This window comes from Nocardioides sp. F233 (genome assembly GCF_057813895.1).
In genome coordinates this window covers 188818-215751 of the sequence record NZ_JBVASH010000004.1, presented here as the reverse complement: position 1 = coordinate 215751, position 26934 = coordinate 188818, and the positions used below count along the sequence as shown (strand labels likewise).

Genomic DNA, 26934 nt, shown 5'->3' with positions numbered 1-26934 from the left:
ATTCCTGCAGGTCACCACAGCGGCGGGTGGCGGTCCTTCCACGGGGCCGCGGCCTCGACCTGCGCGGCCAGCGAGATGAGCAGCTCCTCCTCGGCGGGGCGGGCGGCCAGCATGACCCCGACCGGGAGCCCTTCGGGGGTCTGGTGGAGCGGCAGCGAGATGGCCGGCATGCCGGTGACGTTCCACGCGGAGGTCCACGGCGTGAAGCGCTTCTGCGCCTCGAAGTCGGCCGCCGGGTCGGCGTCGTCGCGGATCGCACCGACGGGCAACGGCGGGGTGGCGAGGGTCGGCGTGAGCACGATGTCGTACGGCGCCAGCGCGACCAGCGCGTCAGCGGCGTAGCGGCGCATCGCCCCGATCGCCAGCCCGAACTCCGGCCCGGTCACCGCCTCGCCGCGCTCGCCGAGCCAGCGGGTCAGCGGCCGGACCTGCTGGCGCTGGGCCGGGTCGAGCGGGACGGTCGAGAGCGCGGTGAGCACCGCCCAGCAGGTCTCGAAGACGGCAACTGCCTCGGGCGGCAGCGGCACCTGCACGTCCTCGATCACGTGACCGAGCGAGGCGAGCAGGCGGGACGCGTCGTCGTAGGCCCGCTGGACCTCGGGGTGCACCTCGACGTCCGCGATGACCGGCCGGTCGAAGCGGGCGACCCGCAGCCGACCGGGCTCGCGGCCGGCGGCGGCGAGGAAGGTCCCGGTCGGGTCGGGCGCCCAGGTGGGGTCGCCGGCACGGCGGCCGGCGAGCACGTCGAGCAGCGCGGCGGCGTCGGCGACGGTCCGGGCGATCGGGCCGGAGACGGCGAGGCCGACCGGGTCACCGTACATCGGGAAGCCGCTGATCCGGCCCCGGGTCGGCTTGAGCCCGACCAGGCCGCAGCAGGACGCCGGGATCCGGATCGAGCCGCCGCCGTCGGAGCCCTGCGCGACCGGCACCAGCCCGGCCGCGACGGCGGAGGCGGCGCCGCCCGACGAGCCGCCTGCCATCCGCGTGGTGTCCCACGGCGTGACGGCGGGCGGGCGGCCTTCCGGCTCGGTGTAGCAGGGCGAGCCGAACTCGGGCGTGCTCGTCTTCCCCAGGCTGACCATCCCGGCGTCCTCGATCGCCAGCGCGACGCTGTCGGACACGTCGGGCACGTAGCCCGCGAACGCCGGGGACCCGAAGGCGGTCGGGATGCCGCGGGTGAGGTTGAGGTCCTTGATCGCCGTCGGTACGCCGGCCAGCGGGGATGCGCCGTCCCCCACCGGTCCGACCGCGGCGACCTCCCGCGCGCGGCGCCGCGCGGCATCCGGGTCACGGAACACGAACGCGCCGTCGACGTACTCCTGCGGGAGACGCGCGGCGCGTTCGAGGTAGTGCTCGGTGAGCTCGACGGGGCTGATCTCGCCGCTGCGGATCAGCGCCCCCTGCTCGAGGGCGGTCAGGTCGTGGAGTTCGGCCACGACCCGACCCTAGGCCAGGTCAGGCCGCGGTCACCTCGGGGGCGAACTCGACCAGGGTGCCGAGCGCGGCGAGCAGCTTGGCACGGACCTCGGGGTCGGTGGTCGGGTCGACGTCGACGGCCGGCTGGGAGACGGTGACGTCCTCGACCACGATCGCACCGGCGATGCCCGCGGAGCGGACGGTGTCGCCGTGGGCCCACTTGCCGCCGTACGGCGTCGGGGTGGCACCGATGACGCCGAACGGCTTGCCGACCACGGCGCCGGCGCCGTACGGGCGCGAGATCCAGTCGATGGCGTTGTTGAGGACGGCGGGCATGGTGCCGTTGTACTCGGGAGTGACCGCGAGGACGCGGTCGGCGGCGGCGACGCGGTCGCGCAGGGCGACGGCGGCGGCCGGGGCGGACTCGCCGTCGATGTCCTCGTTGTAGAACGGGACCTGGTCGAGACCCTCGACGATGTCCAGCGTGACGCCGGCCGGCGCCTCGTCGCGCAGGATCTCGGCGAGCTTGCGGTTGAGGGAGTCGGCCCGGAGGGATCCGACGAGAACGGCGACGCGGGTGCTCTGGGTGTCAGTCATGAAGGTCGAAACGGACCGTGGTCCGCTTTCATTCCCGGGGTGGGAGAAGTTCTTCCCGAACGGCTGTCGACGCCGCCGCCTAGGGTGGCCTCACCATGTCCAAGGACCTCCCCCTGCTCACCAGCGCGCCCGTCGTACGACGCGACGCCGCCCGCAACCGGGAGGCGCTCCTGCAGGCGGCGGCCGAGCTGATCGAGAGCTGTGGGGTCGACGACCTCACCACCGAGGCAGTCGCCGCTCGGGCGGGCGTGGGCAAGGGCACGGTGTTCCGGCGGTTCGGGAGCCGTGAGGGGCTGATGGCCTCGCTGCTCAACCACCGCGAGGAGGAGTGGCAGGCCAGCGTGATCAGCGGTCCCCCGCCGCTGGGCCCGGGGGCGCCGCCGATGGACCGGCTGCTGGCGTTCGGGGCGTCCCGGCTGCGCCACCACCGTGAGCAGGCCGCGCTGATCGAGGCAGCGGGGAGCACGTGGGGCGAGAACTACGCCGTGCTCGGCTTCGTGTCGCTGCACGTGCGGATGCTGCTCTCCCAGCTCGGGGTGCAGGGCGACCTGGGCTACCTGTCCACGGCGCTCGTCGCGCCGCTGGCCGTCCCGGTGCTGCGCCAGCAGATCGACGCCGGCGGGATGAGCGAGGCGCAGGTCGTCGCCGGCTGGAACGACCTGGTCGCCCGGGTCGTCGCTCAGCCCAGCGACACCCGCAGCAGCTGACCGTCCCAGTCCTGGAAGGTGGGGAGCTCCGCCGGTCCGGGCCAGTGCGCGGCGACGACGTAGAGCCGGTCGCCGTCGATCGCGCAGGCGAAGCCGCCGCGGTCCAGCTCGACGGTGCGCAGCACCTGCCCACCCTCGGCGACCCGGACGCAGTGCTGGTGCGGGACGTCGGCGTACCAGGCGGCTCCCTCGGCATCGAGGCAGATGCCATCGGGGTTGTCGGTGCCGAGGTCGGCCCAGACCCGCCGTCCCGACAGCGATCCGTCGTCGGCGATGTCGAAGGCCACCAGCTGCGAGCGGTAGGAGTCCGCGACGACGAGCGTGCTGCCGTCGGCGGTGACGGCCATCCCGTTGGGGAAGGCGAGGTCGTCGGCCACCACACGGGCGGTGCCGTCGGGCAGCACGAGCGCCACGAAGCCCGGCGCCCGATCAGCGTCCGGCGGGCCGACCGCGAAGTCGAAGTCGCAGCTGTTGACGTACGCCCGGCCGAGGCGGTCGACGACGATGTCGTTGTGGCCGTACGACGACAGCCCGGCCAGGTCGGCGTACGGCGCCAGCGTGCCGTCGGGCTCCCGCACGAGCAGCGCGTTCTCCTGGTTGGACACCAGGACCAGCCGCCCGTCGGGCAGGAAGTCGAAGCACAGCGGCAGCGACGTGTGCTCGACGACCACCTCGACGCAGTCGTGCTCGTCGACCACGATGATCCGGCCGTGGGTCCAGTCGCTGAACCAGATCCGGCCGTCGTGCCACCGCGGCGACTCCACCAGGCCCAGCCCGCTCACGAGGATGTCCATGCAGGATGGACCGGCGAGGCGGGCAGGAGTCATCGGCTGCCGGGAGAGCTCAGTCCCGGTGGTGCCGCAGCAGCCCGAAGGTGAGGCTGTCCACGAGCGCCTCCCAGGACGCCTCGATGACGTTCGCGCCGACACCGACGGTCACCCACGAGGACACCCCGTCGGTGGTCTCGATCAGCACCCGCGTGATGGCGTCGGTGCCGTGGCCCTGGTCGAGGATGCGGACCTTGAAGTCGATCAGCTCGAACTTCGCGATCTCCGGGTACGCCTGCTCGATCGCCGAGCGCAGCGCCTGGTCGAGCGCGTTGACCGGGCCGTTGCCCTCCCCCGTCACGACGTAGCGCACGCCGGCGGCCGTGAGCTTCACGGTCGCCTCGGAGACCGCCTCCTCGCCCGGCGCGGCGTGGGTGAGGGTCTCGGTGATCACGCGCCAGCTCTCGACGTCGAAGTACGACGGCCGCTGGCCGTCCACCTCCTCGGCGAGCAGCAGCTCGAAGGACGCGTCCGCGGCCTCGAAGGTGTAGCCGCTCAGCTCGAGCTCCTTGACCCGGTTGGTCACCCGGGTGACCAGCTCGGGGTTGTCGGAGAGGTCGAAGCCGAGCTCCTTGCCCTTGAGTTCGATGGTCGCGCGGCCGGCCATGTCGGAGACGAGCAGGCGCATGTCGTTGCCGACGCCGGCCGGGTCCATGTGCTGGTAGAGGTCGGGGTCGATCTTGATCGCGCTGGCGTGCAGGCCGGCCTTGTGCGCGAAGGCCGAGGCGCCGACGTACGGCTGGCGCGCGGCGGGCGGCACGTTGGTCACCTCGGCGACGGCGTGCGCGATCCGGGTGGCCTCGGTGAGCAGGCCCGGCGGCAGCACCTGCCTGTCGAGCTTGAGCTCGAGGTTGGCGACGACGTTGACGAGGTCGGCGTTGCCGGTGCGCTCGCCGTAGCCGTTGATGCAGCCCTGGACGTGGGTCGCGCCCGCCTCGACGGCGGCGAGCGTGTTGGCGACAGCGAGGCCGGTGTCGTTGTGGCAGTGGATGCCGACCCGTACCTGGGTGGTCTCGAGGACGTCGTTCACGACGTCGGAGACCCAGCCCGGCAGCATGCCGCCGTTGGTGTCGCACAGCGCGATGACCTCGGCGCCGGCGTCGTACGCCGTCCGCAGCACCTCGAGCGCGTAGGACCGGTCGAGCCGGTAGCCGTCGAAGAAGTGCTCGGCGTCGAGAAACACCTGCTGGCCCTCGGCCCGCAGGTGGCTGACGGTGTCGCGGATCATCGCGAGGTTCTCCTCGAGCGTGGTCCGCAGCGCCTTCTCGACGTGGCCCACGTGCGACTTCGCGACCAGCGTGACAACGCCTGCACCACTGTCACGCAGCGCCGCGACCTGCGGGTCGTCGGCGGCGAGCAGGCCGGCACGTCGGGTCGAGCCGAAGGCCGCGAGCCGCGCGTGCTTGAGGTCCAGCTCGAGCGCCGCGCGGCGGAAGAACTCGGTGTCCTTGGGGTTCGCCCCCGGCCAGCCGCCCTCGATGTACCCGACGCCGAGCCCGTCCAGGTGCCGCGCGATGGCGAGCTTGTCGGCCACCGTGGGGTTGAGCCCCTCCTGCTGCATGCCGTCGCGCAGGGTGGTGTCGTAGACGTGGAACGCGCCGTGGAGGTCGAGCTGCTGGTTCATCGTGGATCTCTCGCTGGGTGTCACCTGGGCAAAACAAAAGCCTCCCGAGAACGAGAGGCTGGCGCGTCCGACGGGGCGTCGGACGCGCTAACTAATGATCTCGAGACGGTCGCTGCGCGACCTCCTCGATCCAAGGATCATGACGGTGATGGTGCTCACGAGGTCAGTGTGCCACGGATGCCCGGTCCCCCGGCTCAGAGTCCAAACGGTCCCGTGGCCCACGGGAACCACGCGACGCCGTTGCCGACGACGAGCACACCGAGTCCGGCGGCGACCGCGAGCAGCAGCGCGCAGGTCAGCAGCCACGGCACCGGCCGGCGCGCGAGCGGGTCGAGCACCCGCGAGACCGGCGAGCGGAACCGGCTGCTGCCCGGCCCGGACCACAGCGCGACGCCGAGGGTGGCCCCGCCGGCCAGCAGGGTGCTCGGTACGTCGAGCGCGAGCGCGTAGCCCAGCAGCCCCGCCGCGCCCCCGAGGCCGGCGCTCCAGGCCACGAGCACGACGGTGCCGGTCACGGCCCGCACGAGGTGCCACGGACTCGTCGTGACCCAGCGCAGGCCGTCGTACCACTTGACGCCGCGGACGGTACGACGGCTGGCGACCGCCGACGCGGCGAGCGATCCGGCGCGCAGCAGCCACACCGTCACGACGACCACGGCGGTGGCGACCCACGGTGCGGCGGCGAAGCCGGCACCGAGCGCGACCGCGCCGAGGCCGACGGCCGTCCAGCGACGCAGCCGCTCGGCCAGCGGCGGCTTCGGTTGCGCGACGAACGCCTGCTCGAGGTCCCACGCCTGGTCGAACTGCTCCTCCATCCGCACCATCGCCGCGCCCGGCGGCACGGGCGGCGGCGGCGGCAACGCGGGAGCGGTGGGACCGGCCGTGGTCGGCTCGACCGCGGTCGGCAGCACCTGGGTGCCGGGGGCGGCCGGCTCGGGCACCGTCGGCGGCGTGACCGGACCGGGCGGCACCGGCGCACCGCCCTGCGCGGCGAGGGCCAGCGGGAGCGTGAAGTCGTCGGCCACGGGCCCCGACGGGGTGAACAGCGCGCCGGGCGGCGGTGCGGGCGGCATCTCGGGACGGGTGCTGAGGGGACGCAGCCACGCGAGCAGCTCCTCGAGCAGCGGCCGCTCGAGCGGCTCGGGGTCGAGCGCGGCGGCGAGCACCTCGGCCAGCGGGCTCTCGATGCCGGCGAGGTCGTGCTGACCACGGCGGGTGCGGTCCATGACGGCCATCGACGGACCACGTCCGTACGGCGCCCGCCCGCTCGCGGCGTACGCGACCGTCGCGGCCCACGCGTGCACGTCGGCGGCGGGGGTCGCCTCGTCGCCGTACAGGATCTCGGGAGCGAGGTAGCCGGGCGTGCCGAGCAGCCAGCCGGTCTGGGTGAGCCGGACGTCGTCGGCGACGCGCGCGAGACCGAAGTCGATGAGGATCGGGGTGCGGCCCTCCATCAGCACGTTGCCCGGCTTGACGTCGCGGTGCAGGACCGCGGCTGCGTGCACCGCGGCGATGCCCTCGGCGAGGCAGCCGGCGAGCCAGAGCAGATCGCGGCCGGTGACCGGGCCCTCGGTGGCGACGTGCTCGTGCAGCGAGAAACCGGGGACGTAGCGGGTGACGACGTACGGCACCTCGGCCCACGGGTCGGCATCGAGCATCTCCGCGACCCACGGGCTGCGCACCCGGGTCAGCGAGCCGACCTCGCGCGCCAGCCGGTTGCGGGCCTCCTGGTCGCCCACGATCTGGGGGCGCAGCACCTTGAGCGCGACGCGCTGCCCGTCGGGGCCCTGGGCGAGGTGGACGATGCCCATGCCACCTTCGCCCAGCTTGGTGAGCAGCGCGTAGCGGCCCACGTACGTGGGTGCGCTGCTGTCCGGCTGGAGGGTCACGTCCCGAGGCTACCCAGCCGGGCACCGGATCAGGCCCGGGCACACCGATGGGCTCACCGGGTGCGCAATGTCTCGGTGGCGCGCAGGGTGAGCCCGTCGATGCGGCGCTTGGATGGCCTCGGCGTGGACGATGGCCTCGCCCAGCTAGGTCGTCCGCGGTCCGGGCGGCGAGGTGGTCGAGTCCTGGATCGCCGTGAAGCGCGCGAGCGTGTCGGCCGGCGAGGTGCCGACCTGGCGGGCGATGCCGGCGTTCGCGAACTTGTCGAAGTTGAAGCCGGCCTTCGCCATGCCGCCGAGGAAGCCCATCGGGCTGGTGTGCGCGGTGTTGGTCATGTGCGCCAGCACGTCGCGCTCCGACCAGCCGTCGCACAGCGACGGCGTGCTCCACCGTGCTTCGCCGAGGCCGGCGAGGTCGGCGAGGTCGGCCGCGAGGGCGCCCCGCTCCTGCGCGATCGTCCCCCAGAGATCGTTCATGGCGCGATCCTAGGACCGCGCGTCCAGCTCGGCGACCAGTCGCTTCGGCGCGACGCGACGGTACGACGCGTCGGCCAGCTCGGCGATCTCTGCCCAGTCGACGTCGGGGCCGGCGAGGTCGATCGCCCGGCCGCCGTACGGGCCGTAGTAGGCCGGCACGAAGAAGCGCGGATCCTCGTCGATCGCCGGCAGGTCGACGGCGTCGGGGGTGAAGATGAAGGCGCTCGGGACCATTCGGTGCTCCCCCGGCCTCAGCTTCTCGCTGCCTCCGAAGGCACCGAAGATCTTGCCCGCGCGGAAGGTCGGCCGGCCGTGGCTGACCCGCTCCTCGGCGCCCGGCAGCGCCAGGCAGATCGCCCGCAGCGCGGCGAGCCCGGGGTCGTCGTCGCTGAACATGATCGGGTGGGCCATGCCCGCCAGTATCACGTGCCACCATGGGTCATGGCTCCCACGCTGGAGGTCCACGACCTCGGCGACGGCGCCCCGGTGCTGATGATCCAGACCGGGCTGACCGCCGACGAGCTGCTCCCCCTCGCGCTGCAGCCCGACCTCGCGGGCTGGCGCCGCCTCGTCCTGCACCGGCGCGGGTACGGCGGCAGCGGGCCGGCACACGACCCGCCCTCGATCGCGGCGGAGACCCGCGACTGCGTGGGCCTGCTCGACGACCTCGGCCTCGACCGGGCCCACGTGCTGGGCTACTCCTACTCCGCCGCCGTCGCCCTCGACCTGGCCGTGACCCACCCGGAGCGGGCGGCGAGCCTGCTCCTCCTCGAGCCACCTCCGAGCGTGGCGGAGCACCGCGCCGAGTTCCTGGCGGTCGTGACGGACCTGCTGGACCTGCGTCGCCACCAGGGTCTCGACGCCGCACTCGACGCCGCCCTCGCGATGCTGGCGCCGCCCGCCTGGTGGGCGGTGCTGGAGCGGGTCGTCCCGGGCGCCCGCGCGCAGGCGGGGCGCGAGGCGGCGACCTTCTTCGACGCGGACCTGCCCGCCCTGCTGGCCTGGTCGTTCAGCGACGAGGCCGCGGCCCGGGTCGCCTGCCCGGTGCTGTACGTCGGCGGCGACGCCAGCGGGCCGTGGTGGGCCGCCGTACGACGGCAGGTGCTGGCGTGGTTCCCCGGTGCCGGTGACGTGGTGGTCCCCGGCGCCGATCACGGCTTCGCGGTCACCCACGCCGCCGCGGCCGCAGCCGGGATCAGGCGGTTCCTGGACAGCGTCGCGACCACCTGACCAGGCCGATGCCGACCAGCAGCACGGCCCCGCCGACGGCCAGCCAGCCGCGGTCCGGGCCCCCGGTGTCGGGCAGCGCGGTCCCGTTGCCGCCGGTCCCCGCGCCGGCACCGCTGGCGCCACCCGATCCACCGTGACCCCCGGGTGCCGGCGTCGGCGTCGGCGTGGGCGTCGGTGTCGGGGTCGGGGTGACCGGCTCCGCGCCGAGCACGAAGTCCTGCCCGCCGCGGATCTCCCCTGCGGCCGTGATCGTCACCGTGCGCTCGGCGGATCCGACCACGTCGCTGCCGTCGGGCGCGGTCACCCGGACGGTGTAGCTGCCCGGCGCCAGACCGTCGACGAAGTACCCGCCGTCGGCGTCGGTGGTCAGCGTCCGCGTGCCGCCGGGGCCGTCGACCGTGACCGTGACGCCCGGACGCGGGACACCGGTCCCGTCCTGGGCGACCGTGCCGCCGAGGGCGCCGGGCCGGCCGAGGGCGAAGTCCTGGCCGGTGACGTCCGCGGCCGCGACGGTGACCGGGCGCGTCGTCGTACCGGTATAGCCGGCGGGGGCGTCGATCACGATCGTGTAGTCGCCCGCGGGCAGGCCGGGGACGAGGTAGTGGCCGTCGCCGTCGGTGACCGTGGTGACCGGCGTACCTCCACCGGCCGGGGTGATCGTGACCTGCACGCCGCCGAGCGGGTGGCCACCACCGGTCACGGTGCCGGCGACCGACGGCAGGCCGACGACGACGAAGTCCTGGCCGGTGACCGGCGCGGCGACCACGTCGACCCCGGTGATGGTCGTGCCGGCCGGGCCGGCCGCGTACCCGTCGGGGACGCCGATCGCGATGGCGTAGCCGGTGGCGGCGAGGTTGTCGTCGAAGAGGTAGCCGCCGTCCTCCCCGGTCGTGGTGGTGACCGTGCCGCCGCCGGGCCGGGTCAGCGTGACCTCGACGCCCGCGACCGGGTTGCCGTCGTCGTCGCGGACCGTGCCGCTGATCGGGTGCGGGATGATCGCGCGGACGTCGAAGTCGGCCCGCGAGGCCGGGTCGTTGTCGTTGCCGGCATTGGAGACCGTCTGCTCGACCGGCCCGACCGTCGCGCAGTCGGCCGGTGCGTCCAGACGGACCGTGTAGCCGGCCTGGGTGGCGTACTCGCCGAAGGAGTAGCTGCCGTCCGGTGCCGGCTGGGTGGTGGCGAGCTCCTCGCCGTACGGCGACAGCAGGGTCACCGTGCTGTTCTCGACCGCGCAGGTGCCGACCACCGACACATCGTCGACGGTGCCGCCGATCGGCCGGGCCCGGCTGACGAACCAGGTCTGGTAGACGGGGAAGCCCGCGCGCCGGGTGAACGTGAAGGTCAGGCTGGTGATCGGCTCGTTCGGCTCGAACCAGCCCGAGGCGCCGTCGGTGTCGATCGCGCCGGCGTTGCCGGTGAGCGTGCTGGTGCCGCCGTTCCAGGTCGGGAGGTCGGCGCCGCCGGCGTGGTTGAACGTGCCGCGGAACCAGGAATCCACGCGCGCGGCCGGGACGGTGTCGCCGTTGGCGTCGGTCGCACTCACCCGGACGGCGTCGGCGTCGATGTCGCCGAGGACGAACGCCCAGCCCGTCTCCGGCGTCGGGTGCGCGAAGGTGTACGTCGTCGTGGAGGGCGTCGTCGCCGTGTCGGCCTTCGGGCGCAGCACGACGTAGGGCCGGTCCTTGCTCGAGCCGTACTTCGCGCCCGGCGGGGTGCTCGCGCCGAGGAAGGTCGAGGCGCCGGTCGGCAGCTGCACGTTGGCGCGCGAGTCGCTGACCATCGTCGCCACCGGGAAGCCGGCGGCCTGCTGGCGCATCGTCGCGGTGTAGGCGTTGGACGTGCCGGTCGGCGCGGTCCAGGCCGCCCAGGTGTCGGTCATCGCCGTGGCGGGCGTGACCACTCCCCCTCCGAGCAGCAGCAGCGACGCGACGACGGCGGTTCCCGAGACCCTCCACCAAGACATGCGCTCATCCTGCCCCGGCAGGGACCTCGAACGGAAACACCCGGGACCTTGGTCCCGGGTGTCCGTGTCGCTGTTGCGGAGCTGTCAGTCGATGCGGCGCATCCAGCCGAAGGTGTCCTCGGCACGGCCCAGCTGGACCCCGACGAGCGCGTCGCGGATCCGCATGGTGAGGTCCTGGCTGGCGGGCGCCGGGGTCTCGCCGCCGGCGTACTTCAGCGAGCCGACCGGGGTGACCACGGCGGCGGTGCCGCAGGCGAAGATCTCGGTGATCCGGCCGCTGGCGACGCCGTCGCGCCACTCGTCGATGCCGAACTTCCGCTCGGTGACCTGGTGGCCCATCTTGCCGGCGAGCTCGATGATCGACGAGCGGGTGATGCCCTCGAGGATGGTGCCGGTCTCGGGGGTGACGATCGAGCCGTCGTCGAAGACGAAGTACATGTTCATCCCGCCGAGCTCCTCGACGTACGTGCCCTCCTGGGCGTCGAGGAAGACCACCTGGTCGCACCCCTGGGCGTAGGCCTCCTGCTGCGCGACCAGCGACGAGGCGTAGTTGCCGCCCGTCTTGGCCGCACCCATGCCGCCGCGCCCGGCGCGGGTGTAGTCCTCGGTCAGCCACAGGGTGACCGGCTTGATGCCGCCCTTGAAGTAGGCGCCGGCCGGGCTCGCGATCACCATGAAGGTGACGTGCTGGGCCGGGCGGACGCCGAGGAACTTCTCCGAGGCGAACATGAACGGCCGCAGGTAGAGGCTCTTCTCGCCACCGTCCGGGTTGCCGGGCACCCAGCGGGCGTCGACCTTCACCAGCTCCTCCACGGCCTGGAGGAAGTCGGGCACCTCGAGCACCGGCAGCGCGAGGCGGTGGCTGGAGCGCTTCATCCGCTCCGCGTTGGCCTCGGGCCGGAACAGCCACAGCGAGTCGTCGTCGTGGCGGTAGGCCTTCATGCCCTCGAACGTCTCCTGCGCGTAGTGCAGGACGGCGGCCGCCGGGTCGAGCGTGATCGGGCCGTACGGCGTGATGCGGGCGTCGTACCAGCCCTGCTCCGGCGTCCACTCGGCGGTGAACATGTGGTCGGAGAAGTGCACCCCGAAGCCCGGATTGGCCAGGATCTCCGCCAGGCGGGCGTCGTCGGTCGGGGTCGCAGAGAGCGTGGTGGTGATCTGCATGGTCATCAGGTTAGTCCTCGTTAACGCGGGTCGGGAGTGGGCCGTCTGCCCGCGTCCGGGGCGATCTGCCCCGGCGCGGACTCAGCCGGCTACTCGCGCAGCGATCGCGTCGCCCACCTCGGGGGTACGACGCTGCTGGCCCGGCTCGCGCGCCTCGAGGTCGGCGAGCACCGCCGACTCGATGCGGGCCGCCGCCTCGGGGTGGCCGAGGTGGTCGAGCAGGAGCGCGCCGGAGAGGATCGCGGCGGTCGGGTCGGCGATGAGCTGACCCGCGATGTCGGGCGCCGAGCCGTGCACGGGCTCGAACATGGACGGCGCGGTGCGGTCCGGGTTCACGTTGCCGGACGCGGCCAGGCCGATGCCACCGCTGATTGCGGCGGCGAGGTCGGTCACGATGTCGCCGAACAGGTTGTCGGTGACGATGACGTCGAAGCGCTGCGGGTCGGTGGTCAGGTAGATCATCACCGCGTCGATGTGGCTGTAGTCGCATGCGACGTCCGGGTACTCCTGGCCGACCTGCTGGAACAGCCGCCACCAGACCTGGCCGGCGTGGACGAGCACGTTCGTCTTGTGGACGAGGGTGAGCTTCTTGCGGGGGCGCTTGCGGGCGCGCTCGAACGCGTCGCGGATGACCCGCTCGACGCCGTACGCCGTGTTGACCGACACCTCGGTGGCGACCTCGGCCGGCGTACCGACGCGCAGGGCGCCGCCGTTGCCGGTGTAGGGGCCCTCGGTGCCCTCGCGGACGACGACGAAGTCGACCTCACCCTTGCTCAGCACCTCGTCGGACAGCGGCGAGACCGAGCCCGGGTAGATGCGCGAGGGGCGCAGGTTGACGTAGTGGTCGAGCTCGAAGCGCAGCTTGAGCAGCAGGCCGCGCTCGAGGATGCCCGGGGGCAGGTTCGGGTCGTTGGGCTTGCCGCCGACCGCGCCGAGCAGCAGGGCGTCCTGGTTGCGGATCTCCTCGAGCACACTGCCGGGCAGCACCTCGCCGGTGCGCAGGTAGCGCTCGGCACCGAGGTCGTACTGGGTCTGCGCGAACTTCAGGTCGGCCGGCGCCGCGACCTCGAGGACCTTGAGTGCCTCGGCGGTCACCTCGGGGCCGATCCCGTCGCCGGGGATGACGCCGAGCGCGACCTGGCCGGTGGCGACGGGGGCTGCAGCAGAGGAGTCGGTCATGGGAGGAAAACCTAGTTGTCGTCAGGGAGCCCGGCGTCACCGTCTCGCAGGTCAGTCCCCGCGGCGGGCGTGTCGAGCTGGGCGAGGTGGAAGGGGTGCTCGGGGTCGTGCTTGGCGGGGCCCCACTCGCGGGAGTCGCGGTACTGGGCGTCGGGGCGGGTCGAGGTGGTGAACATCGCTGGGTCTCCGTGAGAGCTGAGGGTGCTGAGGACGGTGCTGGACGACTGCTGTCCTGCGCGTCTCCCACCACGGCGGGTGGGGCGTCAGCTCGTGGGTCTCACGGGAGCTCGACTACGACGGGGATACGGATCACGCGTTGCCGGCCGGTGGGCCCGCCGCGGTGCGGATCGGAGATGCGTCAGGACTTCTTCGGTTTGATCGAGAAGCCCGACGCGGTATCGGGAACGCCGCAATCACCGCGGCGAGGTGGCCTCTCTCAGGCCTCGCCGCGGCGCACGATTACGAGAAGAGCGCTCCGCATGATGAGAAGACTGTAGAGGAGCCGACTGGTCGTTGTCCCTGTTTCGTCCAGCATGCGGGCGGCGGGCTGCAGGAAGTGCCCGACAAGTCGCGGTGCGACCCGACCAAGATCCGAGACCGGTGTCCCGCCCCTTGAACCCACGGGTGAGACTCAAGGTATGAGCGCGCCCCCCGAGCTTCCTGACGTGGTCCACCGCGCGTTCGACGTGTCCCGGCGCGCGGGCTACGTGTCGTTCTGCCGCAACGAGACCGGCCGGCTGCTGGCCGCGCTCGCCGCGACCCGCGAGGGGACCATGGCCGAGTTCGGCACCGGCTGCGGTGTCGGGACCGCCTGGCTGCGCTCCGGCGTACGCAACGACAAGGCGCGGATCCTCACCGCCGAGCTGAACCCCAAGCTCGCGGCAGCCGCGATCGAGATCTTCGACGAGGACCCGTTGGTCGACGTCCTCGAGGCGGACTGGTCCACGCTGATGGACAAGGGCCCGTTCTCGCTGCTCTTCCTCGACTCGGGCGACCCGTCGGCCGTCGGGGTCGACAAGATCGCCGACCTGGTCGAGCCGGGCGGCATCGTCGTGCTCGACGACTTCTTCCCGTGCGAGATGTGGCCGCCGATCACCGGCGGCCGGGTCGACACGCTGCGCGAGGAGTGGCTCACCGACGAGCGGTTCACCACCGTCGAGGTGATGGTCGCGCCCGACGCGTCGGCGCTGATCGCGACGCGTCGCTGACCTTCCGCGCGCTGCTCAGCCCTCCTCGCGGGCCGTGCGCGCGTCGTTGGCGATGTTGCGCGCGCTGGTCGAGCGACCGAGCGCCCGCACCTCGGCGTCCATCCGCGGCAGCAGGTCCGGCACCAGCTTGAGGATCGGCCGGTTGCCGGCGGCGGAGTTGATGACGTTGCGATTGAGGCCGGCGCCGCGCACCCAACCGGGGCAGTAGACGTGCCGCGAGCGCTTGTCGACGCCCTTCACGAACGCCTTGACGCACGCCTCGACGCCAGTGGTCCGGTTGAGCGGCGGCGGCAGCTTGCTGAGCAGCTCCTGGAAGGTCGGCAGGTCGCTCTTGGCGTCCTGCACCAGCGGGGTGTCGATCCACGACATGTGTGCCGACCCGACCGCGATCCCCTGGTGGGCGACCTCGAGCCGCAGCGCGTTGGCGAAGTGCTCGACCCCGGCCTTGCTGGCGTTGTACGCCGCCAGGCCCGGTGCCGCCGCGAAGGCGGCCAGCGACGAGACCACCAGCAGGTAGCCCTTGCTCTCCGCGAGCGCCGGCACCGAGGCCCGGGCGGTGTTGAAGACGCCGACGATGTTGATGTCGATCGTGCGCTGGAACGCGGCCGGGTCGATCGCCATCACCGAGCCGTAGCTGGCGATGCCCGCATTGGCGAGCACGGTGTCGATCCGGCCGAACCGCTCCAGCGTCGTCGCGACCGCCGCCTCCATCGCGGCCAGGTCGCACACGTCGGCCACGATCCCCTCGCACCGGTCGGCGCCGATGGCCGCGACCGCGTCGGCCAGCGCCGGTGCGTCGAGGTCGGTCAGGGCCAGTCGGGCGCCCCCGGCCGCCAGCGCCTTCGCGGTCTCGAGCCCGATGCCACGCGCGCCGCCGGTGATGAGGATGACCTGGTCCTTGATCGCCATGGACGCATGCTCGCAGAATCCGGGCTCACAGGGGACCCAGTCCTTCGGGTACGCCGAGCGGCAGGTCGAGGCCGGCGAGCACCCCGAGCAGCTGCCGCTCCTCGTACCTGAAGTGCGACTCCATGATCGCCCCGATCCCGTCGAGGTGCCGCTCCAGGTCGACGCCGCTCCGGCCGTCGTCCAGCGCCGCCCGGAGCGCGTGCAGCAGGTGGGCGATCATCCCGTGGTCCTGCTCCAGCGTCCGGACCACGCCGGCCAGCTCGGGCCGCTGAGCGAGCAGCGCCGGGAACAGTCCGTCGTCCTCGGCCCGGTGGTGGCCGTCGAGAGCCGCGCAGAAACCGTGGCAGTACAGCAGCAGGTCCCGCTCGGCGGCGGGCACCTCGACACCCGTGGCGAGGGCCTGTCGAGTGACCTCGAGCGCCCGCCGCAGCCGGGCGTGCGCGTTCTCCATCTCGTGGTGCCAGGCGACCAGCCTGGCGTGCTCTCGTCCCTCAGCCATCGGCGAGGAACGAGGAAGTCGACGTGATCGTCATGATCATCGCCTTCCTGGTCCGGCACCTCCATGCGTGACGCAGTCCGTCACCCGCACGCGATGCTGGCGCCGAACCTACCCCAGGGGCGGGACGCTCACACCTCGCCGGGCTGGGCCCTCCGGATCACGATCCGGGTCCAGGCGCCGAGGTAGACCCGCGCGTCCGGGGCGATCTCGCGCTTCTCCCCCGCGGGCACCGGGTCCTTGGGCAGTGGGCCGACGGCCGAGCCGAGGTAGGTGCCGTTGGACGAGCCCAGGTCCTCGACCCACCAGCGGCTGCCGTCGGTGGTGAGCTGGCAGTGGCGCCGGCTGATGCCGTTGTCGGTGGCGAGGTCGATGTCGGGGTGGATCCCGCGGCTGCGGGAGGTGCGGCCGACCAGGACCGACGTCGTCCTCAGGGGTACGACGGTCGGCACGCCCGCGGACGGGAGCGGGTCGGTCGACTCCTGGTCGGTGTACCAGTCCGGGTCGATCCAGACCTCGGCCACCCACGCGTCGGCGAGCGGGGGCGCGATCGATGCGTCCGGCGCGGCGAGCTTCTTCGCGTCGGCCGTGCCGGCGTCGTCGGCGCCGGCAGGTGCGGCCGGGTCCGGCGGTGCCGGCACACCGAGGTCGAGGACCGACGGCGTGATCGGGCGCGGCATCGAGCCGGTGGTGAAGTCGTAGCCGCAGGCCTCGCAGAACAGGGCGTTCGGCGGGTTGGCCGCCTGGCAGTTCGGGCACTCGGCCGCCGAGGGCGCGGCCGGAGCCGCCGGAGCGGCCGGCTGCTCGGGAGCAGGCGGCGCACCCGCCCCGTCCGGTGCCGGCGTACCGCCGCCCGCCGGGATCGGCAGGCCGCAGACGTCGCAGTAGTCGTCCGAGGCCGACTCGTGCCCGGACGGGCAGGTGTTCATGCCGTGGGCTCCTTGCGGATCCGCGTGGTCTTGGTGGACGCGGTGTCGAGGGCCATCTCGTCGGCCTTCTCGACCGACCGCTTGAGCCGGACGGTGCCGGTCTCCTCGTTGTCGACGTCGACGACCTTGCGCAGCTTGGAGGTGGCCTCGTCGTTGCCGGTCTCGGCGGCCAGCTGGACGGCGCGCCCGAGCTTGGTGGTCGCGGTCGCCTCGTCGCCGGCGGCCTTGGCCGCGAGGCCCTCCTGGATGGCCTGGGCGAGCTCGGCCTGGCCGGTGTAGTGGGCGACCTGCTGGTCGATCCGGGTGGTGAGCTCGGAGTTGTTGGACCAGGTCGCCTTGACCAGGCCCTGGGCGACGACGTCGCTGCCCAGCGCGAGCTGCACGCGGGCGGCGAGCTGCTCCTGGCCGATCGCCTTGGCTGGCACCCGGACCGCGACGTGGTAGTCGCGGGACTCGTCGGCCCACGCGCCGGTCGGGTAGTCGCCGGTGAGCGGGTTGACCGGCGTACGACGGCTGGTCAGGTCCTCGACGGTCGGCGACACCTGGCGCACGAACAGCACCTCGGCGCCCTGCGGCGTCCACACCCGCAGCGACGCGTCGGCGACACCGCGGGCCATGGCGTTGCGCATGATCTCCTCGAACTGGGCCTTCATCTCGGCCGGGCTCGGGATGATGTCGACCGTGCCGAGCAGCGCCTGCGCGATCCGGCGGATCTCCGCGACCTGCCAGTCGGTGCCGGCGCCGCGGCAGTCGGCCTGGAAGTAGCCGGTGGCGCGGTTGATCGCGTCGTCGAGACGACCCGGGCGCTCGCGGTTCTCGCCGTCGGTGAGCAGCAGCACGTGGCGCTGGGTGACGGCGCTGACCGAGGAGAAGAGCTGACCGGCGAGGTCGAGCCAGGTGCTGATCGCCGTACCGCCGCTGCCGACGAAACGGTCGATCGCCAACGACGCCTCGTGGCGGGTGCGCACGTCCATCTGGACCATGCCCGGACCGCTGGAGACCTGCGGGTAGGCGAGCATCGCGCGGTCGGCGCCGGCGATCACTGCGAAGTAGGTGCCGTCGACGATCTCGGCGAGCGCGGCCTGGGCGCCCTCCTTGGCGGCGGCCATCGTCGCCGGGCCCATCGAGCCGGACGTGTCGACGATGATGATCTCGCCCGCGCTGCCCGCACCGGACTGTCCGGCGGTGCCGGCGCCCTTGCAGGTGATCGTGACGATCGCGTTGACGTCGGTCCCGCCGTCGGGCAGGAACTCGTTCTGGTAGACGGCGGCGCTGAACTCAGCCATCGCTCGGCTCTCCTCCTGGGGTCGGCGTCTGGTCATTCTGCCCGACAGCCGGTGGCGGCGGCGGGGGCGGCGGGGGCGGGGTCAGGTCGACCCGGGCCACGGCAGCGGTGATGTTGTCGTGCCCGCCGGCGCCGTTCGCGAAGGCGACCAGCGCCAGCGCGAGGGCGAGCGGGTCCCTCGTGGCGGCGGCGCGGACCTGCGCGGCCAGCGCCTCCGGCTCGGAGGCGTAGTTCCACAGGCCGTCGGAGCACGCCAGCAGCCAGCCGTTCCGGTCGACCTCGAGCGCACCGACGGTGGGCTTCTGGTCCTCGGAGTCGCGGCCCAGCCACTTGGTGATGGCGTGCGCCTGCGGTCCGGTCTCGGCGATCTCGCGGGCCACGCCGGAGGCGATCTGGGCCTGCGCGACCGAGTCGTCGACGGTGAGCTGGACGGGGGTGCCGTCGTCGGGCAGCCAGTACGAGCGGGAGTCGCCGATGTTGGCCCAGGTGATCCGCCGGCCCTCGAGGACGGCGGTCGTGAAGGTCGCCGACGCGGGGTTGGTCGAGTCGGGGTCGGTGACCGCGACGATCGCGGTGTTGGCGGCGGCCGCGGCATCCGTGAAGACCTTGCGCACGGCGGCGTCGCGGCTCTCCGGCGTACCCATCCCCGCCGGCAACGGCATCCGCAGCACCTCGCGCGCCGCACGCGCGCCGGCCAGGGACGCGACATCGGAGTCGATCGAGTTCGAGACCCCGTCCATCACGATCAGCACCGCCCGCGAGCCCGGCTCGGCGCCGGCGAGCAGCGCCATCGCGTCCTCGTTGCGGTTCTTGCCGATCGCCTTGTCGCACACGCCGGCGACCCAGGGTGCGGGCTGCTCCTGGAAGTGGTCGCGCTCGCTGGGCGCCTTGGTGCCGCACTCGAGACAGTAGAGGTCGGGGCCGACCTCTCCCCCGCACTCGGTGCAGGGACGCCGTCCGGCCGGGGCCGGCGGGTCGGGCAGGGAGGCCGCCGGCTTGCGGGTGGGGGCGCTGATCGGGGCGTCGCCGAGCGGGTGGTCGACGGGAGCCGCCGCGGGAGCCGCCGCAGTGGCCGCACCGCCGAGCTGCGCACCGCAGTTCTCGCAGAAGCGGGCACCCGGCGCGAGCGCGGCCTGGCAGGAGGGGCAGTTCACGTGAGACTCCAGTTCCGGACGGCGTTGGCCTGGTTGACCAGGGTGACCCGCTCCTTGAGGTCGACGGCGTCGCGCGCGAGCAGCCGCAGGGCGTTCTCGATCCCGTCACGTACGCCGGCCTCGGTCGCCTCGACGGCCCCGATCCGCGCGCCCGCGGGCACCTTGCCGGCGGAGATGACGGGCAGCGCCTCGTTGAGGATCCGCACCGTGAAGCGCTGCCGGGTGGCCTGGTCGACGCTCGAGGAGTCGATCGTCCGCATCGCCTGGTCGAGCACGGTGATGTCCTGCGCGCTGCCGGACAGCAGCACCTCGGCCCGCTGCTGGCGGCTCTCCGTGTAGCCCCGGCTGGTCGTCGGCACCAGGTCGAGCGCGGCCACGGCACCGGGAACGTCGTGCCGGTCGGCGCGGACCCGCGCCATGCCGAACGCGGCCGGTGGCACGTAGGCGGCGTCGGTCGACGCGCACACGAGGTAGAGGCCCTCGGCCACCTCGGGCAGGCCACCGCGCTCGCAGGCGAACGCCAGCGCCAGCTTGGGCGCGAGCTCACCGGGCACCTGCTGGTAGACGGCGTTGAACGACGCCTTCGCGGTCTCCCAGTCACCGGCCTCGACCGAGGCGAGACCCTCGATCCACAGCGCCCGCCACTCCCACGGATCGTCGGTGAGCAGCTTCTGCGCGTGGTTCCTGGCCAGCACCGGGTCGCCGAGCGCGAGCGCCGCGTGGGCCCGGGCCAGCCACACCTCGGCGGTGTCCTCCGGCGCAGACTCGAGGTCCTTGAGCCGCTGCTTCGGGTCGTCGTCGCCGATCGTGCTCAGCCAGCCGTACTGCGCGTCCGTGGTGTCGGTGCGCAGGTCGGGCAGCTGGCTCCACTCGGTGATCGGGCGGGCGGTCGCGGGCGACTCGAAGAGCACGGACGCGGCCGACGTGGTCGCCGTCCCCTGCCGCGTGCGCGCCACCACCTCGCGCAGCACGCCCAGGAGCTGGGTGCGCATCTCGTCGACGGAGGCGAACCGGTCGGCCGGGTCGGGCGCGCAGCACTTGGCGATGAGCTGGTAGAGGGAGTCGTACTGCTGGAACAACGGCGTCGCATCGACCGGCGGCAGGGTGTGCAGGTAGGTGCCCTGGTAGCCGCGGAACTCCATGCACAGCACGACCAGGGTGCGGCCGATCGTGTAGATGTCGGAGGCGACCGACGGGCCGACCTCGGCGACCTCGGGCGCCTGGTAGCCGACCGTGCCGTAGATCGCCGACTCCTCGTCGTCGATGCGTCGTACGCCGCCCAGGTCGATCAGCTTCATCGCGTCGCCGACCTGGATCATGTTGTCGGGCTTGAAGTCGCAGTAGACCAGGCCGAGGTCGTGGAGGTACTGGAACGCCGGCAGCAGCTCGAGGATGTAGGCGAGCGCCTGGTCGACCGGCAACGGGTCGTAGGCGCCGTTGTTGGCGACCATCCGCTGCTTGAGGATCTGCTTGAGCGACTTGCCGCCGACGTACTCCATCACGATGTAGCCGGCACCTTCGTGCGTGACGAAGTTGTAGATCTCGACGATCAGCGGGTGCTCGACCTGCGCGAGGAACTGCTGCTCGGCGATCGCCGCGGCGAGCGCGTCGGGGTCGCCGGAGTTGAGCAGGCCCTTGAGCACGACCCAGCGGTTGGAGACGTTGCGGTCGCGTGCGAGGTAGATCCAGCCGAGTCCGCCGTGGGCGAGCGCGCCCGCGACCTCGTACTGGCCGGCGACGAGGTCGCCCTGCTGCAGCTTCGGGGTGAACGAGAACTGCTGGCCGCAGTTGGGGCAGAAACCCTCGCTGCGACCGGGCTGTCCGTCGATGCTGCGACCGACTGCGTTGCCGCACTTGGCGCAGCTGCGCTTGTCCTCGGGCACCTGCGGGTTGGCCATGATCGCCTTGGCGGCGTCGACCGGCGGCGCAGGAGGTACGACGGTCAGCCCGGCGCCGATCCGGGCGGCACGCATCCGCTGCGAGCCGGTGCGGGTGCGTCGGGTGGACGTGCTGCCCGTCGCGCCGGCGCGCTTCGAGCCGATCGCCGCGGACTGGACCCGGCTGGCCGCGGTGGCGGAGGTGCCCTCGCGACCGGAGAGCGGCTGGGACTCTGCCAGCGCCGTCACCTCGGCGACCTTCGCGCCGGGGACGGCCGGCGTACCGCACACGTCGCAGTAGCCGTCGAGGATGGTGCCGGTGCAGCCGGGCTGCTGGCAGGTCGAGGCCGCCACGCTGGCCGGGTTGCCCGCGACCGCGGCGGCGATCGGGGCCTTGACGGTGGCGTCCCCGGCAGGCGCGACAGCGGCGGGAGCGGTAGCCGGGGTCGACGGCGACAAGGCGGTCGAGCCTGTCGAGACCCCGGGCATGCCGCACACGTCGCAGTAGCCGTCGACGATGCTGCCGGTGCAGCCGGGTTGGGTGCAGGCACCTGTGCTCATGCGCTCGTCTCCTTGATCAGCCAGGTCTGGTACGTCGTGACGAGCTGCTTCGCGACCGCCATCGGGGTCGGTCGGCGCTCGAGGAGGTCGCGGGCGGACTTCTCGCTCGCGACGAGGTCGGGGTGGTCGGCGACCGCGGCCGCGCGCGCCTTGGCGACGTACGCGTCGAGCAGGGCGAGCAGCTGGGTGTGCTCGTCGAGCGCCGCGGCGTAGGCGTGCTGGGCGACCTCGAGCGCCTGCGAGACGCGGTCGAGGCGTTCGAGGTAGGGGCCGATCGCATCGGGTGTGACCGGCACCGGGCCGAGCAGGTCGACGTCGGGTACGGCGTACCGCGGCGCGGGGTCGACCGTCGCCACGCAGGTCTCGGCCAGCTTCTGCAGCGCGGCCTCGCGCGCCTCCAGGTCCGTGCGCAGCTCGCGCGCGGAGATCACCTGGTCGCGGGCGTCACGACGCCGAGCGTTGCCGACGATGAGGTCGCGCTCGAACGTGGTCGCCTCGACCTCGAGCGGACCGAGCATGCCGCCGGCGTCGCCGCCGCGCTCGGCCTTCGCGGTGATCCCCTCGAGCCGCGACATCAGCTCGGCCAGCCGGTTGACGGCGGCGTCGCGGGTCAGCGCCGGCTCCAGCCCCACCTGGTCGCGGATCCGCTCCAGCTGCGCCCGCAGCTCCCGGATCCGCGCCGCCTGGGCGTCGGCCCCGGGCACCAGCGCCAGCCGGCCGCGCAGCTGACCCGTCAGCGCGTCGCACAGCCGCCCGGCCTCCGGCAGCGACACCGCCAGCCCACCGGGCAGCTCGCTGGCGCCGTCGAGCCGACCCCAGACCAGCGCCGAGATCCGCTCCCGCTCCTGCTGGAGCACCCGTCCGCCGTCCCAGGTCGCGAAGACCAGCTGATAGCGGTCGGACGTCGCCTTCCACAGCGCCAGAGCCAACGACATGTCGCCCGCCAGCTCTCCCCCGCGTCCCACCGCCAGCGCGGCCTGGTCGAGCTCGTCGAGCTCGGAGCGTCGTACGCGCAGCCAGGTGTCGAGCTGGCCAAGGTAGGCCTGGATCGCGGCAGGCTCCAGCGCGTCCCCCAGCTTGCCGGGGGCGACGGGGGCCGTGGTGGTCATGGTGGCCTGCACGCTCACTTCGGCCGACCGTAGGCGGGCGTGGGGGGCGTGGCGTCCACCTTGAGGGTGGGCTTGAGCCACTCGTCGTAGATCGCTGCCCAACGGCCGTCGGCACGCATCTGGTCGAGCACGGAGTTGGCGAACGCCACAAGGTCCGTGTCCTTCTTGTTGAAGGCCAGGCCGTAGGGCTCGTCGGTCAGCTTCTCCTGCGGCGGCACCGCGGTGTACGGGTCCTGCGCGGCGAGGCCGGCGAGCACGGTGTCGTCACCGGTGATCGCGTCGACCTCGCTGTTCTGGAACTTGATCAGGCAGCCGGTGTGGTTGGCGGCCTCGACCGCGATCACGTCGGGCTCGATCTTCTTGATGTTGGCGACGCTGGTCGTCTGCTTCGGCGCGCAGACTCTCCTGCCGGCGAGGTCCGCCGGTCCGGTGTACTTGTCGGCCTCATCGGTGCCGACCAGCACCTTCTGGGTGGCGTTGTAGTAGACGGCCGAGAACGCGACCTGGGTCCAGCGCTCGCAGTTGACCGTCATGTTGCGGGCCACCATGTCGATCTTGCCCGTGTCGAGCATCTCGATGCGGTCGGAGGCCTGAATGACGCGAAGTTCGACCGGGACGCCGAGCGCCTTGCCGATCTCCTGGGCGAATGCGATGTCGAAGCCCTTGAGCTCGCCGTCGGTCGGGTCGGTGAAGCCCATCTTGTAGGTGTCGCCAGAGACGCCGACGATCAGCCGCTTGTCGTTGATGAGCTGTCTGAGCGCCGCACCCTTGTCGTTGCTGGGCTTGTAGGACTGAGTGGCGTTGTCGCACTCCACGGGCGTGGCAGCGGGAGCCGCTGAGGCCTCCGGGCTCTTGTCGGCCTTCGGCAGCGGCGTGGCGTCGTAGCCACACCCCGCCAGGAGAGCCGCCGTCGCGGTCAGCGTCACCGCCAGGACTCGGATCCTCATCAGGAGAACTCCCTCCGTCGCTCGCCGATACCTCGGGCCACCGAGAGCCCGGCTGCCACGCCGAGGAGCAGGGTCAACCCGCTCATCAGCAGCGCGAACCAGCGGCCACTCCGCAGGTCGTCGGTCGCGGCAGCGCCGTTCTTCTCGACCGCCGCGCTGGTGGCGGCGTCGAACGGTTCGAATGCCTTGCCGCTGTCCGCGATGGCCAGGTCCCGGGCGCTGTCCCAGTTGCCGTCGTTGTCACGCTTGACGATCTCGCCGTGGACGGCCTTGTATGCGTCCCACTCGCCCATCGCGTCGGTGCCCGACGCGGTGACATCCTGCGCCGCCGCCTTCCACGGATCCTCGTAGGTATTGCCTGAACCCCGCTTGATCAGCCGGAGGCTCTCATTGGCCTTGGCGTCGTTGCCGGCGGTGCGGGCGTCCGCCTCGTGCACGGCCGTCGCGAACTCGCCGGCGCGCAGGCTGTCGTTGGAGCTGTCCCTGATCCAGGCGCCGGCCACTGTGACGAGCGTGACCGCGAGCACGATGACCGCCGCGAACGCGATGCCCTTGTTGATCCGCCGGTGGAAGTGCTGGGCGAGCTCGCGGTTGAGCCACACCAGCGCCACCAGGATCACCACACCGAAGAGGAACAGCCAGATCGGGTGCTGCCCGTTCATGGCGTCCTCGGCTCGCTCCTGATTGGCCTTGATCAGCTCGTCGAGGATCGGCAGCGCGCCCGCGCGCAGGTTGGTACTGGCCGTGTTGAGGTACTCCGCGCCGATCGGGAACTTCTGCCGGTTGTTGTCGCGCCCCTGCGTGACACCGGTGGTGTACTCGGTGACCTCGACGTTGAGCGCCGCAAGCGCCTTGCGGTCGGCGGGTTGGGCCTTTGCCGCGTCGGCGATGTCCTTGAGCACGCCGTCGATCGCGTCGTCGTACTCCTTGCGCTGGGCGGGGTCCTCCAGACCACCCTTGAGGAAGGCGTTGGTCGCGAGTGCGTCGGCGCGCAGCAGCGAGGTCTTGACCTCCTGCACCCTCAACAGCTGCTCGGTGTCGTCGGCCGCGCGACCGTCGGACTGCCAGCCGACGAACTGCACGAGCGCGCTGACGATGCCGAACACGATGGCCACGCTCATGCCGATCAGCTGCCAGCGGTTGAGCAGCGCCGGCGTGTCGACGTACGACGACGCGGGCTGGGCCGCAGGTGCGGGTGCCGCTGCGGCCGGCGCGGGTGCGGCGGCGGGTGGGGCGGCCGCGGGGGTGGCGGTCTGGCTCACGACTCCTCCTCGGGGGTCTCGGCCTGGGGGTCCTTCGGCTTGCGGGCGACCGTGGCGTCGTCGCCGAACGGGTCGACCGGCTCGGCGGGCGGGGCGTCGGGCTCGGCGGGGGTCTCGTCGTTCGGGTCGACCACGAGGTCCTCGGGCTCGAGCGCCCGCAGCTGCTCCAGCGTGGGCTCGGTGATGTCGCGCAGGCGCCAGGCGTGGCGGCCGATCGCGGCCTCCATCAGGTTGCGCACGAACCGCGCGTTGCCGAAGGACGGCCCGCGCTCGGTCGCACCGAGGATCTCGCGCAGCCGCGCCAGCACCGGCTCGCCGGCGTCGTAGTCGGAGCCCTTGACCATCGACTCGAAGATCGCGGTCAGCTCGTCGTCGGTGTAGTCGGCGAAGTCGATCGTGGTCCGGAACCGGCTCTCGAGACCGGGGTTCTCGGAGATGAAGATGGCCATGGGGAGCGGGTACCCGGCGACGATGACCACGAGGTCGTCCCGCTTGTCCTCCATCTCCTTGACCAGGGTGTCGATCGCTTCCTTGCCGTACTGGTCGCCGGAGAGGGAGTACGCCTCGTCGATGAACAGCACGCCACCCTCGGCAGACTTCACGACCTCGGCGGTCTTCGCGGCGGTCTGCCCGAGGTAGCCGGCGACCAGCTCGGAGCGGTCGACCTCGACCAGCTGGCCCTTGGTGAGCAGGCCGAGCGCGCGGTAGATGCCGGCGACGAGACGGGCGACCGTGGTCTTGCCGGTGCCGGGGTTGCCGTTGAAGACGAGGTGCCGGGTGATCGTCGGGCTCTCCAGGCCGGCCTTCTTGCGCAGGCCCTCGACCCGCAGGACCGCGGCCTGGCGGTGGATCTCGCCCTTCACGTTGGCCAGGCCGATCAGGCCGTCGAGCTCGGCGAGCAGCTCCTCGACCGACTTGGTCGGTTCCTCCGGCTTGGGTTCCTCGACCGGCGGGGTCTCCGGTTCGGCTGCCTGCGTCTGGACGCCGTCGGCGGGCTGCGGCACGTCCGTCGAGGTCGTTCCGGCGTCGAGCGTGGGCGTCGGCAGTGTCGGGGCCGCGTCGTTGAGGGCGCCGAGCTGACGGCGTACCTGCTCACCGACCCGGCGTACCTGGTCGAGCACCTGGTCACCGAGGCCCGGGACCGACTGACGGGTCGGCAGGTCGAAGGCGCCGGGGGCGCTCGACGACGGAGTCAGCCCGGCCGCTCCCCCGCCGAGCTGGGCGGTCGTGACCGTGGTGGCGGCGCCGACCGCGTCAGGTCCGGGCTCGCCGAGCGCCGAGCCGGCGAGGGCGACGTCGGCCAGGGCACCGGCGTAGTCGGCCGACGCAGCGGACTTCTCCAGCAGCAGCTGGGCCATCAGCGGCGTCGGGCCGGCACGGAACCGGTTGCCGCGCTTGGCGGCGAGCATGTGCTCCTCGGCGGAGCGTTCGCGCCCGGTCTGCGCGCACCAGTCGACGAAGGCGCCGCGCGAGCGCTCGGAGACGGTGGCGGCGACCGCCTCGCCCTCGGCACGGGCGGCGGCCTCGTCGAGCCCGGCGGCACGGGCCGCGGCGACGAGGTCGTCGAGGGCTTCGGTGAGCGTCGTCATGGGGTTCCCAGCGTGAGGTCGGGGCCGCCCGAGGAGGAGTGGCCGAACTTGGCGTCGAGGAAGCGGCTGTGGGCGATCAGTGCCTGCGCGTCGGCACGGTTGGCGGCGTCGAGGATCTGGTCCATCGTCACGCCGAGCAGCTCGAGCGCCTCGATGAGGACCAGCAGCGCCGTCTTCGGCCCGTCGATCGGCCGGGTGTCGGCCCAGTCGCGCGGCAGCCGGAGGTAGGCCTGCAGCGCCTCAGGGAGGTAGTCGGTCGCCGTCGCGACGACCGAGTAGCTCTCCTCGCTGCCGAGCCCGAGCTGGCTGAGACGCGGCAGCGTCTGGTTGACCGTGCGCGCGATCCGCTGCACGCGCGACACGACCACCGGCGGCGCGTTGTTCTCGGTGAGCATCGCCGCCACCTGGTTGAGCGCAGCACGGATGTCCTGCTCGGTCGGCGCCGGCGGTACGACGTACGCCGGCTCCTGCGCGGCGCCCCGGTTCCTGCGCCACCACGACTTCAGCCCCACCCGAAATGTGTCCTGTCCCCTGATCC

25 protein-coding genes are annotated in these 26934 nt (G+C 72.6%); 3 read left to right on the top strand and 22 right to left on the bottom strand.

Going from position 1 to position 26934, the window contains the following annotated elements:
- Positions 1-11: 11 nt before the first annotated feature.
- Positions 12-1436: an amidase gene (locus ACZYRU_RS16985; protein WP_488958277.1), complete on the bottom strand. Its 1425-nt coding sequence runs from the start codon at positions 1434-1436 to the stop codon at positions 12-14.
- Positions 1437-1455: 19 nt separating this feature from the next.
- On the bottom strand, positions 1456-2013 hold the full coding sequence (locus tag ACZYRU_RS16980) for an NAD(P)H-dependent oxidoreductase (RefSeq protein ID WP_488958276.1): 558 nt from the start codon (positions 2011-2013) through the stop codon (positions 1456-1458).
- A gap of 95 nt (positions 2014-2108) precedes the next feature.
- On the opposite strand from ACZYRU_RS16980, the gene ACZYRU_RS16975 reads away from it, so the two are divergent.
- Positions 2109-2720, top strand: a complete 612-nt coding sequence (locus ACZYRU_RS16975) for a TetR/AcrR family transcriptional regulator (RefSeq protein ID WP_488958275.1) — start codon at positions 2109-2111, stop codon at positions 2718-2720.
- Here the strand turns inward: ACZYRU_RS16975 and ACZYRU_RS16970 are convergent.
- The 5 genes from ACZYRU_RS16970 to ACZYRU_RS16950 all read right to left on the bottom strand — a co-directional run bounded on the left by ACZYRU_RS16970 (position 2693) and on the right by ACZYRU_RS16950 (position 7945).
- Positions 2693-3514, bottom strand: coding sequence for an SMP-30/gluconolactonase/LRE family protein (locus ACZYRU_RS16970; protein ID WP_488958274.1), 822 nt, complete (start codon positions 3512-3514; stop codon positions 2693-2695). The two genes, ACZYRU_RS16975 and ACZYRU_RS16970, sit on opposite strands and share 28 nt — an antisense overlap.
- 49 nt (positions 3515-3563) lie before the next feature.
- Positions 3564-5171 (bottom strand): citramalate synthase, encoded by a 1608-nt coding sequence (gene cimA / locus ACZYRU_RS16965; RefSeq protein ID WP_488958273.1) that lies wholly within the window; start codon positions 5169-5171, stop codon positions 3564-3566.
- 194 nt (positions 5172-5365) lie between these two features.
- A complete protein-coding gene (locus tag ACZYRU_RS16960) occupies positions 5366-7060 on the bottom strand; it encodes a serine/threonine-protein kinase (protein ID WP_488958272.1) in 1695 nt (564 codons plus the stop codon).
- Between the two features lie 144 nt (positions 7061-7204).
- Positions 7205-7534, bottom strand: coding sequence for a maleylpyruvate isomerase family mycothiol-dependent enzyme (locus ACZYRU_RS16955; RefSeq protein WP_488958271.1), 330 nt, complete (start codon positions 7532-7534; stop codon positions 7205-7207).
- Between the two features lie 9 nt (positions 7535-7543).
- The gene (locus tag ACZYRU_RS16950) at positions 7544-7945 is read right to left on the bottom strand and encodes an MmcQ/YjbR family DNA-binding protein (RefSeq protein ID WP_488958270.1); all 402 of its coding nucleotides are present in this window, start codon (positions 7943-7945) and stop codon (positions 7544-7546) included.
- Positions 7946-7975: 30 nt separating this feature from the next.
- Between ACZYRU_RS16950 and ACZYRU_RS16945 the strand changes: the two genes are divergently transcribed.
- On the top strand, positions 7976-8764 hold the full coding sequence (locus ACZYRU_RS16945; protein ID WP_488958269.1) for an alpha/beta fold hydrolase: 789 nt from the start codon (positions 7976-7978) through the stop codon (positions 8762-8764).
- Here ACZYRU_RS16945 and ACZYRU_RS16940 read toward each other — a convergent pair.
- The 4 genes from ACZYRU_RS16940 to ACZYRU_RS16925 all read right to left on the bottom strand — a co-directional run bounded on the left by ACZYRU_RS16940 (position 8730) and on the right by ACZYRU_RS16925 (position 13246).
- Positions 8730-10727: a carboxypeptidase regulatory-like domain-containing protein gene (locus tag ACZYRU_RS16940; protein WP_488958268.1), complete on the bottom strand. Its 1998-nt coding sequence runs from the start codon at positions 10725-10727 to the stop codon at positions 8730-8732. The genes ACZYRU_RS16945 and ACZYRU_RS16940 overlap by 35 nt on opposite strands.
- An 84-nt stretch (positions 10728-10811) precedes the next feature.
- Entirely contained in the window at positions 10812-11891 is a 1080-nt protein-coding gene (locus ACZYRU_RS16935; protein WP_488958655.1) for a branched-chain amino acid aminotransferase, read from the bottom strand.
- Positions 11892-11972: 81 nt separating this feature from the next.
- Positions 11973-13070, bottom strand: a complete 1098-nt coding sequence (locus ACZYRU_RS16930) for a 3-isopropylmalate dehydrogenase (protein WP_488958267.1) — start codon at positions 13068-13070, stop codon at positions 11973-11975.
- Between the two features lie 11 nt (positions 13071-13081).
- Positions 13082-13246 carry a hypothetical protein gene (locus ACZYRU_RS16925; protein WP_488958266.1) on the bottom strand — a complete coding sequence of 55 codons (165 nt, stop codon included), beginning with the start codon at positions 13244-13246 and terminating at the stop codon, positions 13082-13084.
- A 462-nt stretch (positions 13247-13708) separates the two neighbouring features.
- On the opposite strand from ACZYRU_RS16925, the gene ACZYRU_RS16920 reads away from it, so the two are divergent.
- Positions 13709-14278, top strand: a complete 570-nt coding sequence (locus ACZYRU_RS16920) for an O-methyltransferase (protein WP_488958265.1) — start codon at positions 13709-13711, stop codon at positions 14276-14278.
- A 15-nt stretch (positions 14279-14293) separates the two neighbouring features.
- Here ACZYRU_RS16920 and ACZYRU_RS16915 read toward each other — a convergent pair whose 3' ends face one another.
- The 11 genes from ACZYRU_RS16915 to ACZYRU_RS16865 form a co-directional block, all read right to left on the bottom strand.
- Positions 14294-15187: an SDR family oxidoreductase gene (locus ACZYRU_RS16915; protein ID WP_488958264.1), complete on the bottom strand. Its 894-nt coding sequence runs from the start codon at positions 15185-15187 to the stop codon at positions 14294-14296.
- 25 nt (positions 15188-15212) lie between these two features.
- Positions 15213-15686, bottom strand: coding sequence for a hemerythrin domain-containing protein (locus tag ACZYRU_RS16910; RefSeq protein ID WP_488958263.1), 474 nt, complete (start codon positions 15684-15686; stop codon positions 15213-15215).
- Positions 15687-15814: 128 nt separating this feature from the next.
- A complete protein-coding gene (locus tag ACZYRU_RS16905) occupies positions 15815-16612 on the bottom strand; it encodes a double zinc ribbon and FHA domain-containing protein (protein WP_488958262.1) in 798 nt (265 codons plus the stop codon).
- Positions 16609-17898, bottom strand: a complete 1290-nt coding sequence (locus tag ACZYRU_RS16900) for a vWA domain-containing protein (protein ID WP_488958261.1) — start codon at positions 17896-17898, stop codon at positions 16609-16611. Before ACZYRU_RS16900 ends, ACZYRU_RS16905 begins: the two co-directional genes overlap by 4 nt.
- A complete protein-coding gene (locus ACZYRU_RS16895) occupies positions 17891-19051 on the bottom strand; it encodes a PP2C family protein-serine/threonine phosphatase (RefSeq protein ID WP_488958260.1) in 1161 nt (386 codons plus the stop codon). The genes ACZYRU_RS16900 and ACZYRU_RS16895 overlap by 8 nt, the downstream gene beginning before the upstream one ends.
- Positions 19048-21489, bottom strand: a complete 2442-nt coding sequence (locus ACZYRU_RS16890; RefSeq protein ID WP_488958259.1) for a serine/threonine-protein kinase — start codon at positions 21487-21489, stop codon at positions 19048-19050. The genes ACZYRU_RS16895 and ACZYRU_RS16890 overlap by 4 nt, the downstream gene beginning before the upstream one ends.
- A complete protein-coding gene (locus ACZYRU_RS16885; RefSeq protein WP_488958258.1) occupies positions 21486-22598 on the bottom strand; it encodes a hypothetical protein in 1113 nt (370 codons plus the stop codon). Before ACZYRU_RS16885 ends, ACZYRU_RS16890 begins: the two co-directional genes overlap by 4 nt.
- 14 nt (positions 22599-22612) lie before the next feature.
- Positions 22613-23545, bottom strand: coding sequence for a glutamate ABC transporter substrate-binding protein (locus ACZYRU_RS16880; RefSeq protein ID WP_488958257.1), 933 nt, complete (start codon positions 23543-23545; stop codon positions 22613-22615).
- Entirely contained in the window at positions 23545-24807 is a 1263-nt protein-coding gene (locus ACZYRU_RS16875) for a hypothetical protein (RefSeq protein ID WP_488958256.1), read from the bottom strand. Before ACZYRU_RS16875 ends, ACZYRU_RS16880 begins: the two co-directional genes overlap by 1 nt.
- Entirely contained in the window at positions 24804-26396 is a 1593-nt protein-coding gene (locus ACZYRU_RS16870; RefSeq protein WP_488958255.1) for an AAA family ATPase, read from the bottom strand. The genes ACZYRU_RS16875 and ACZYRU_RS16870 overlap by 4 nt, the downstream gene beginning before the upstream one ends.
- Positions 26393-26908: a hypothetical protein gene (locus ACZYRU_RS16865; RefSeq protein WP_488958254.1), complete on the bottom strand. Its 516-nt coding sequence runs from the start codon at positions 26906-26908 to the stop codon at positions 26393-26395. The genes ACZYRU_RS16870 and ACZYRU_RS16865 overlap by 4 nt, the downstream gene beginning before the upstream one ends.
- Positions 26909-26934 lie beyond the last annotated feature (26 nt).

What these genes read in the sequence shown, in the direction of transcription:
- ACZYRU_RS16880 (WP_488958257.1), bottom strand. Translation starts at nt 23,545, where the DNA reads ATGAGGATCCGAGTCCTGGCGGTGACGCTGACCGCGACGGCGGCTCTC.
- ACZYRU_RS16935 (WP_488958655.1), bottom strand. Translation starts at nt 11,891, where the DNA reads ATGCAGATCACCACCACGCTCTCTGCGACCCCGACCGACGACGCCCGC.
- ACZYRU_RS16925 (WP_488958266.1), bottom strand. Translation starts at nt 13,246, where the DNA reads ATGTTCACCACCTCGACCCGCCCCGACGCCCAGTACCGCGACTCCCGC.
- ACZYRU_RS16900 (WP_488958261.1), bottom strand. Translation starts at nt 17,898, where the DNA reads ATGGCTGAGTTCAGCGCCGCCGTCTACCAGAACGAGTTCCTGCCCGAC.
- ACZYRU_RS16920 (WP_488958265.1), top strand. Translation starts at nt 13,709, where the DNA reads ATGAGCGCGCCCCCCGAGCTTCCTGACGTGGTCCACCGCGCGTTCGAC.
- ACZYRU_RS16870 (WP_488958255.1), bottom strand. Translation starts at nt 26,396, where the DNA reads ATGACGACGCTCACCGAAGCCCTCGACGACCTCGTCGCCGCGGCCCGT.
- ACZYRU_RS16970 (WP_488958274.1), bottom strand. Translation starts at nt 3,514, where the DNA reads ATGGACATCCTCGTGAGCGGGCTGGGCCTGGTGGAGTCGCCGCGGTGG.
- cimA (WP_488958273.1), bottom strand. Translation starts at nt 5,171, where the DNA reads ATGAACCAGCAGCTCGACCTCCACGGCGCGTTCCACGTCTACGACACC.
- ACZYRU_RS16910 (WP_488958263.1), bottom strand. Translation starts at nt 15,686, where the DNA reads ATGGCTGAGGGACGAGAGCACGCCAGGCTGGTCGCCTGGCACCACGAG.
- ACZYRU_RS16890 (WP_488958259.1), bottom strand. Translation starts at nt 21,489, where the DNA reads ATGAGCACAGGTGCCTGCACCCAACCCGGCTGCACCGGCAGCATCGTC.
- ACZYRU_RS16905 (WP_488958262.1), bottom strand. Translation starts at nt 16,612, where the DNA reads ATGAACACCTGCCCGTCCGGGCACGAGTCGGCCTCGGACGACTACTGC.
- ACZYRU_RS16980 (WP_488958276.1), bottom strand. Translation starts at nt 2,013, where the DNA reads ATGACTGACACCCAGAGCACCCGCGTCGCCGTTCTCGTCGGATCCCTC.
- ACZYRU_RS16930 (WP_488958267.1), bottom strand. Translation starts at nt 13,070, where the DNA reads ATGACCGACTCCTCTGCTGCAGCCCCCGTCGCCACCGGCCAGGTCGCG.
- ACZYRU_RS16950 (WP_488958270.1), bottom strand. Translation starts at nt 7,945, where the DNA reads ATGGCCCACCCGATCATGTTCAGCGACGACGACCCCGGGCTCGCCGCG.
- ACZYRU_RS16955 (WP_488958271.1), bottom strand. Translation starts at nt 7,534, where the DNA reads ATGAACGATCTCTGGGGGACGATCGCGCAGGAGCGGGGCGCCCTCGCG.
- ACZYRU_RS16945 (WP_488958269.1), top strand. Translation starts at nt 7,976, where the DNA reads ATGGCTCCCACGCTGGAGGTCCACGACCTCGGCGACGGCGCCCCGGTG.
- ACZYRU_RS16940 (WP_488958268.1), bottom strand. Translation starts at nt 10,727, where the DNA reads ATGTCTTGGTGGAGGGTCTCGGGAACCGCCGTCGTCGCGTCGCTGCTG.
- ACZYRU_RS16915 (WP_488958264.1), bottom strand. Translation starts at nt 15,187, where the DNA reads ATGGCGATCAAGGACCAGGTCATCCTCATCACCGGCGGCGCGCGTGGC.
- ACZYRU_RS16885 (WP_488958258.1), bottom strand. Translation starts at nt 22,598, where the DNA reads ATGACCACCACGGCCCCCGTCGCCCCCGGCAAGCTGGGGGACGCGCTG.
- ACZYRU_RS16975 (WP_488958275.1), top strand. Translation starts at nt 2,109, where the DNA reads ATGTCCAAGGACCTCCCCCTGCTCACCAGCGCGCCCGTCGTACGACGC.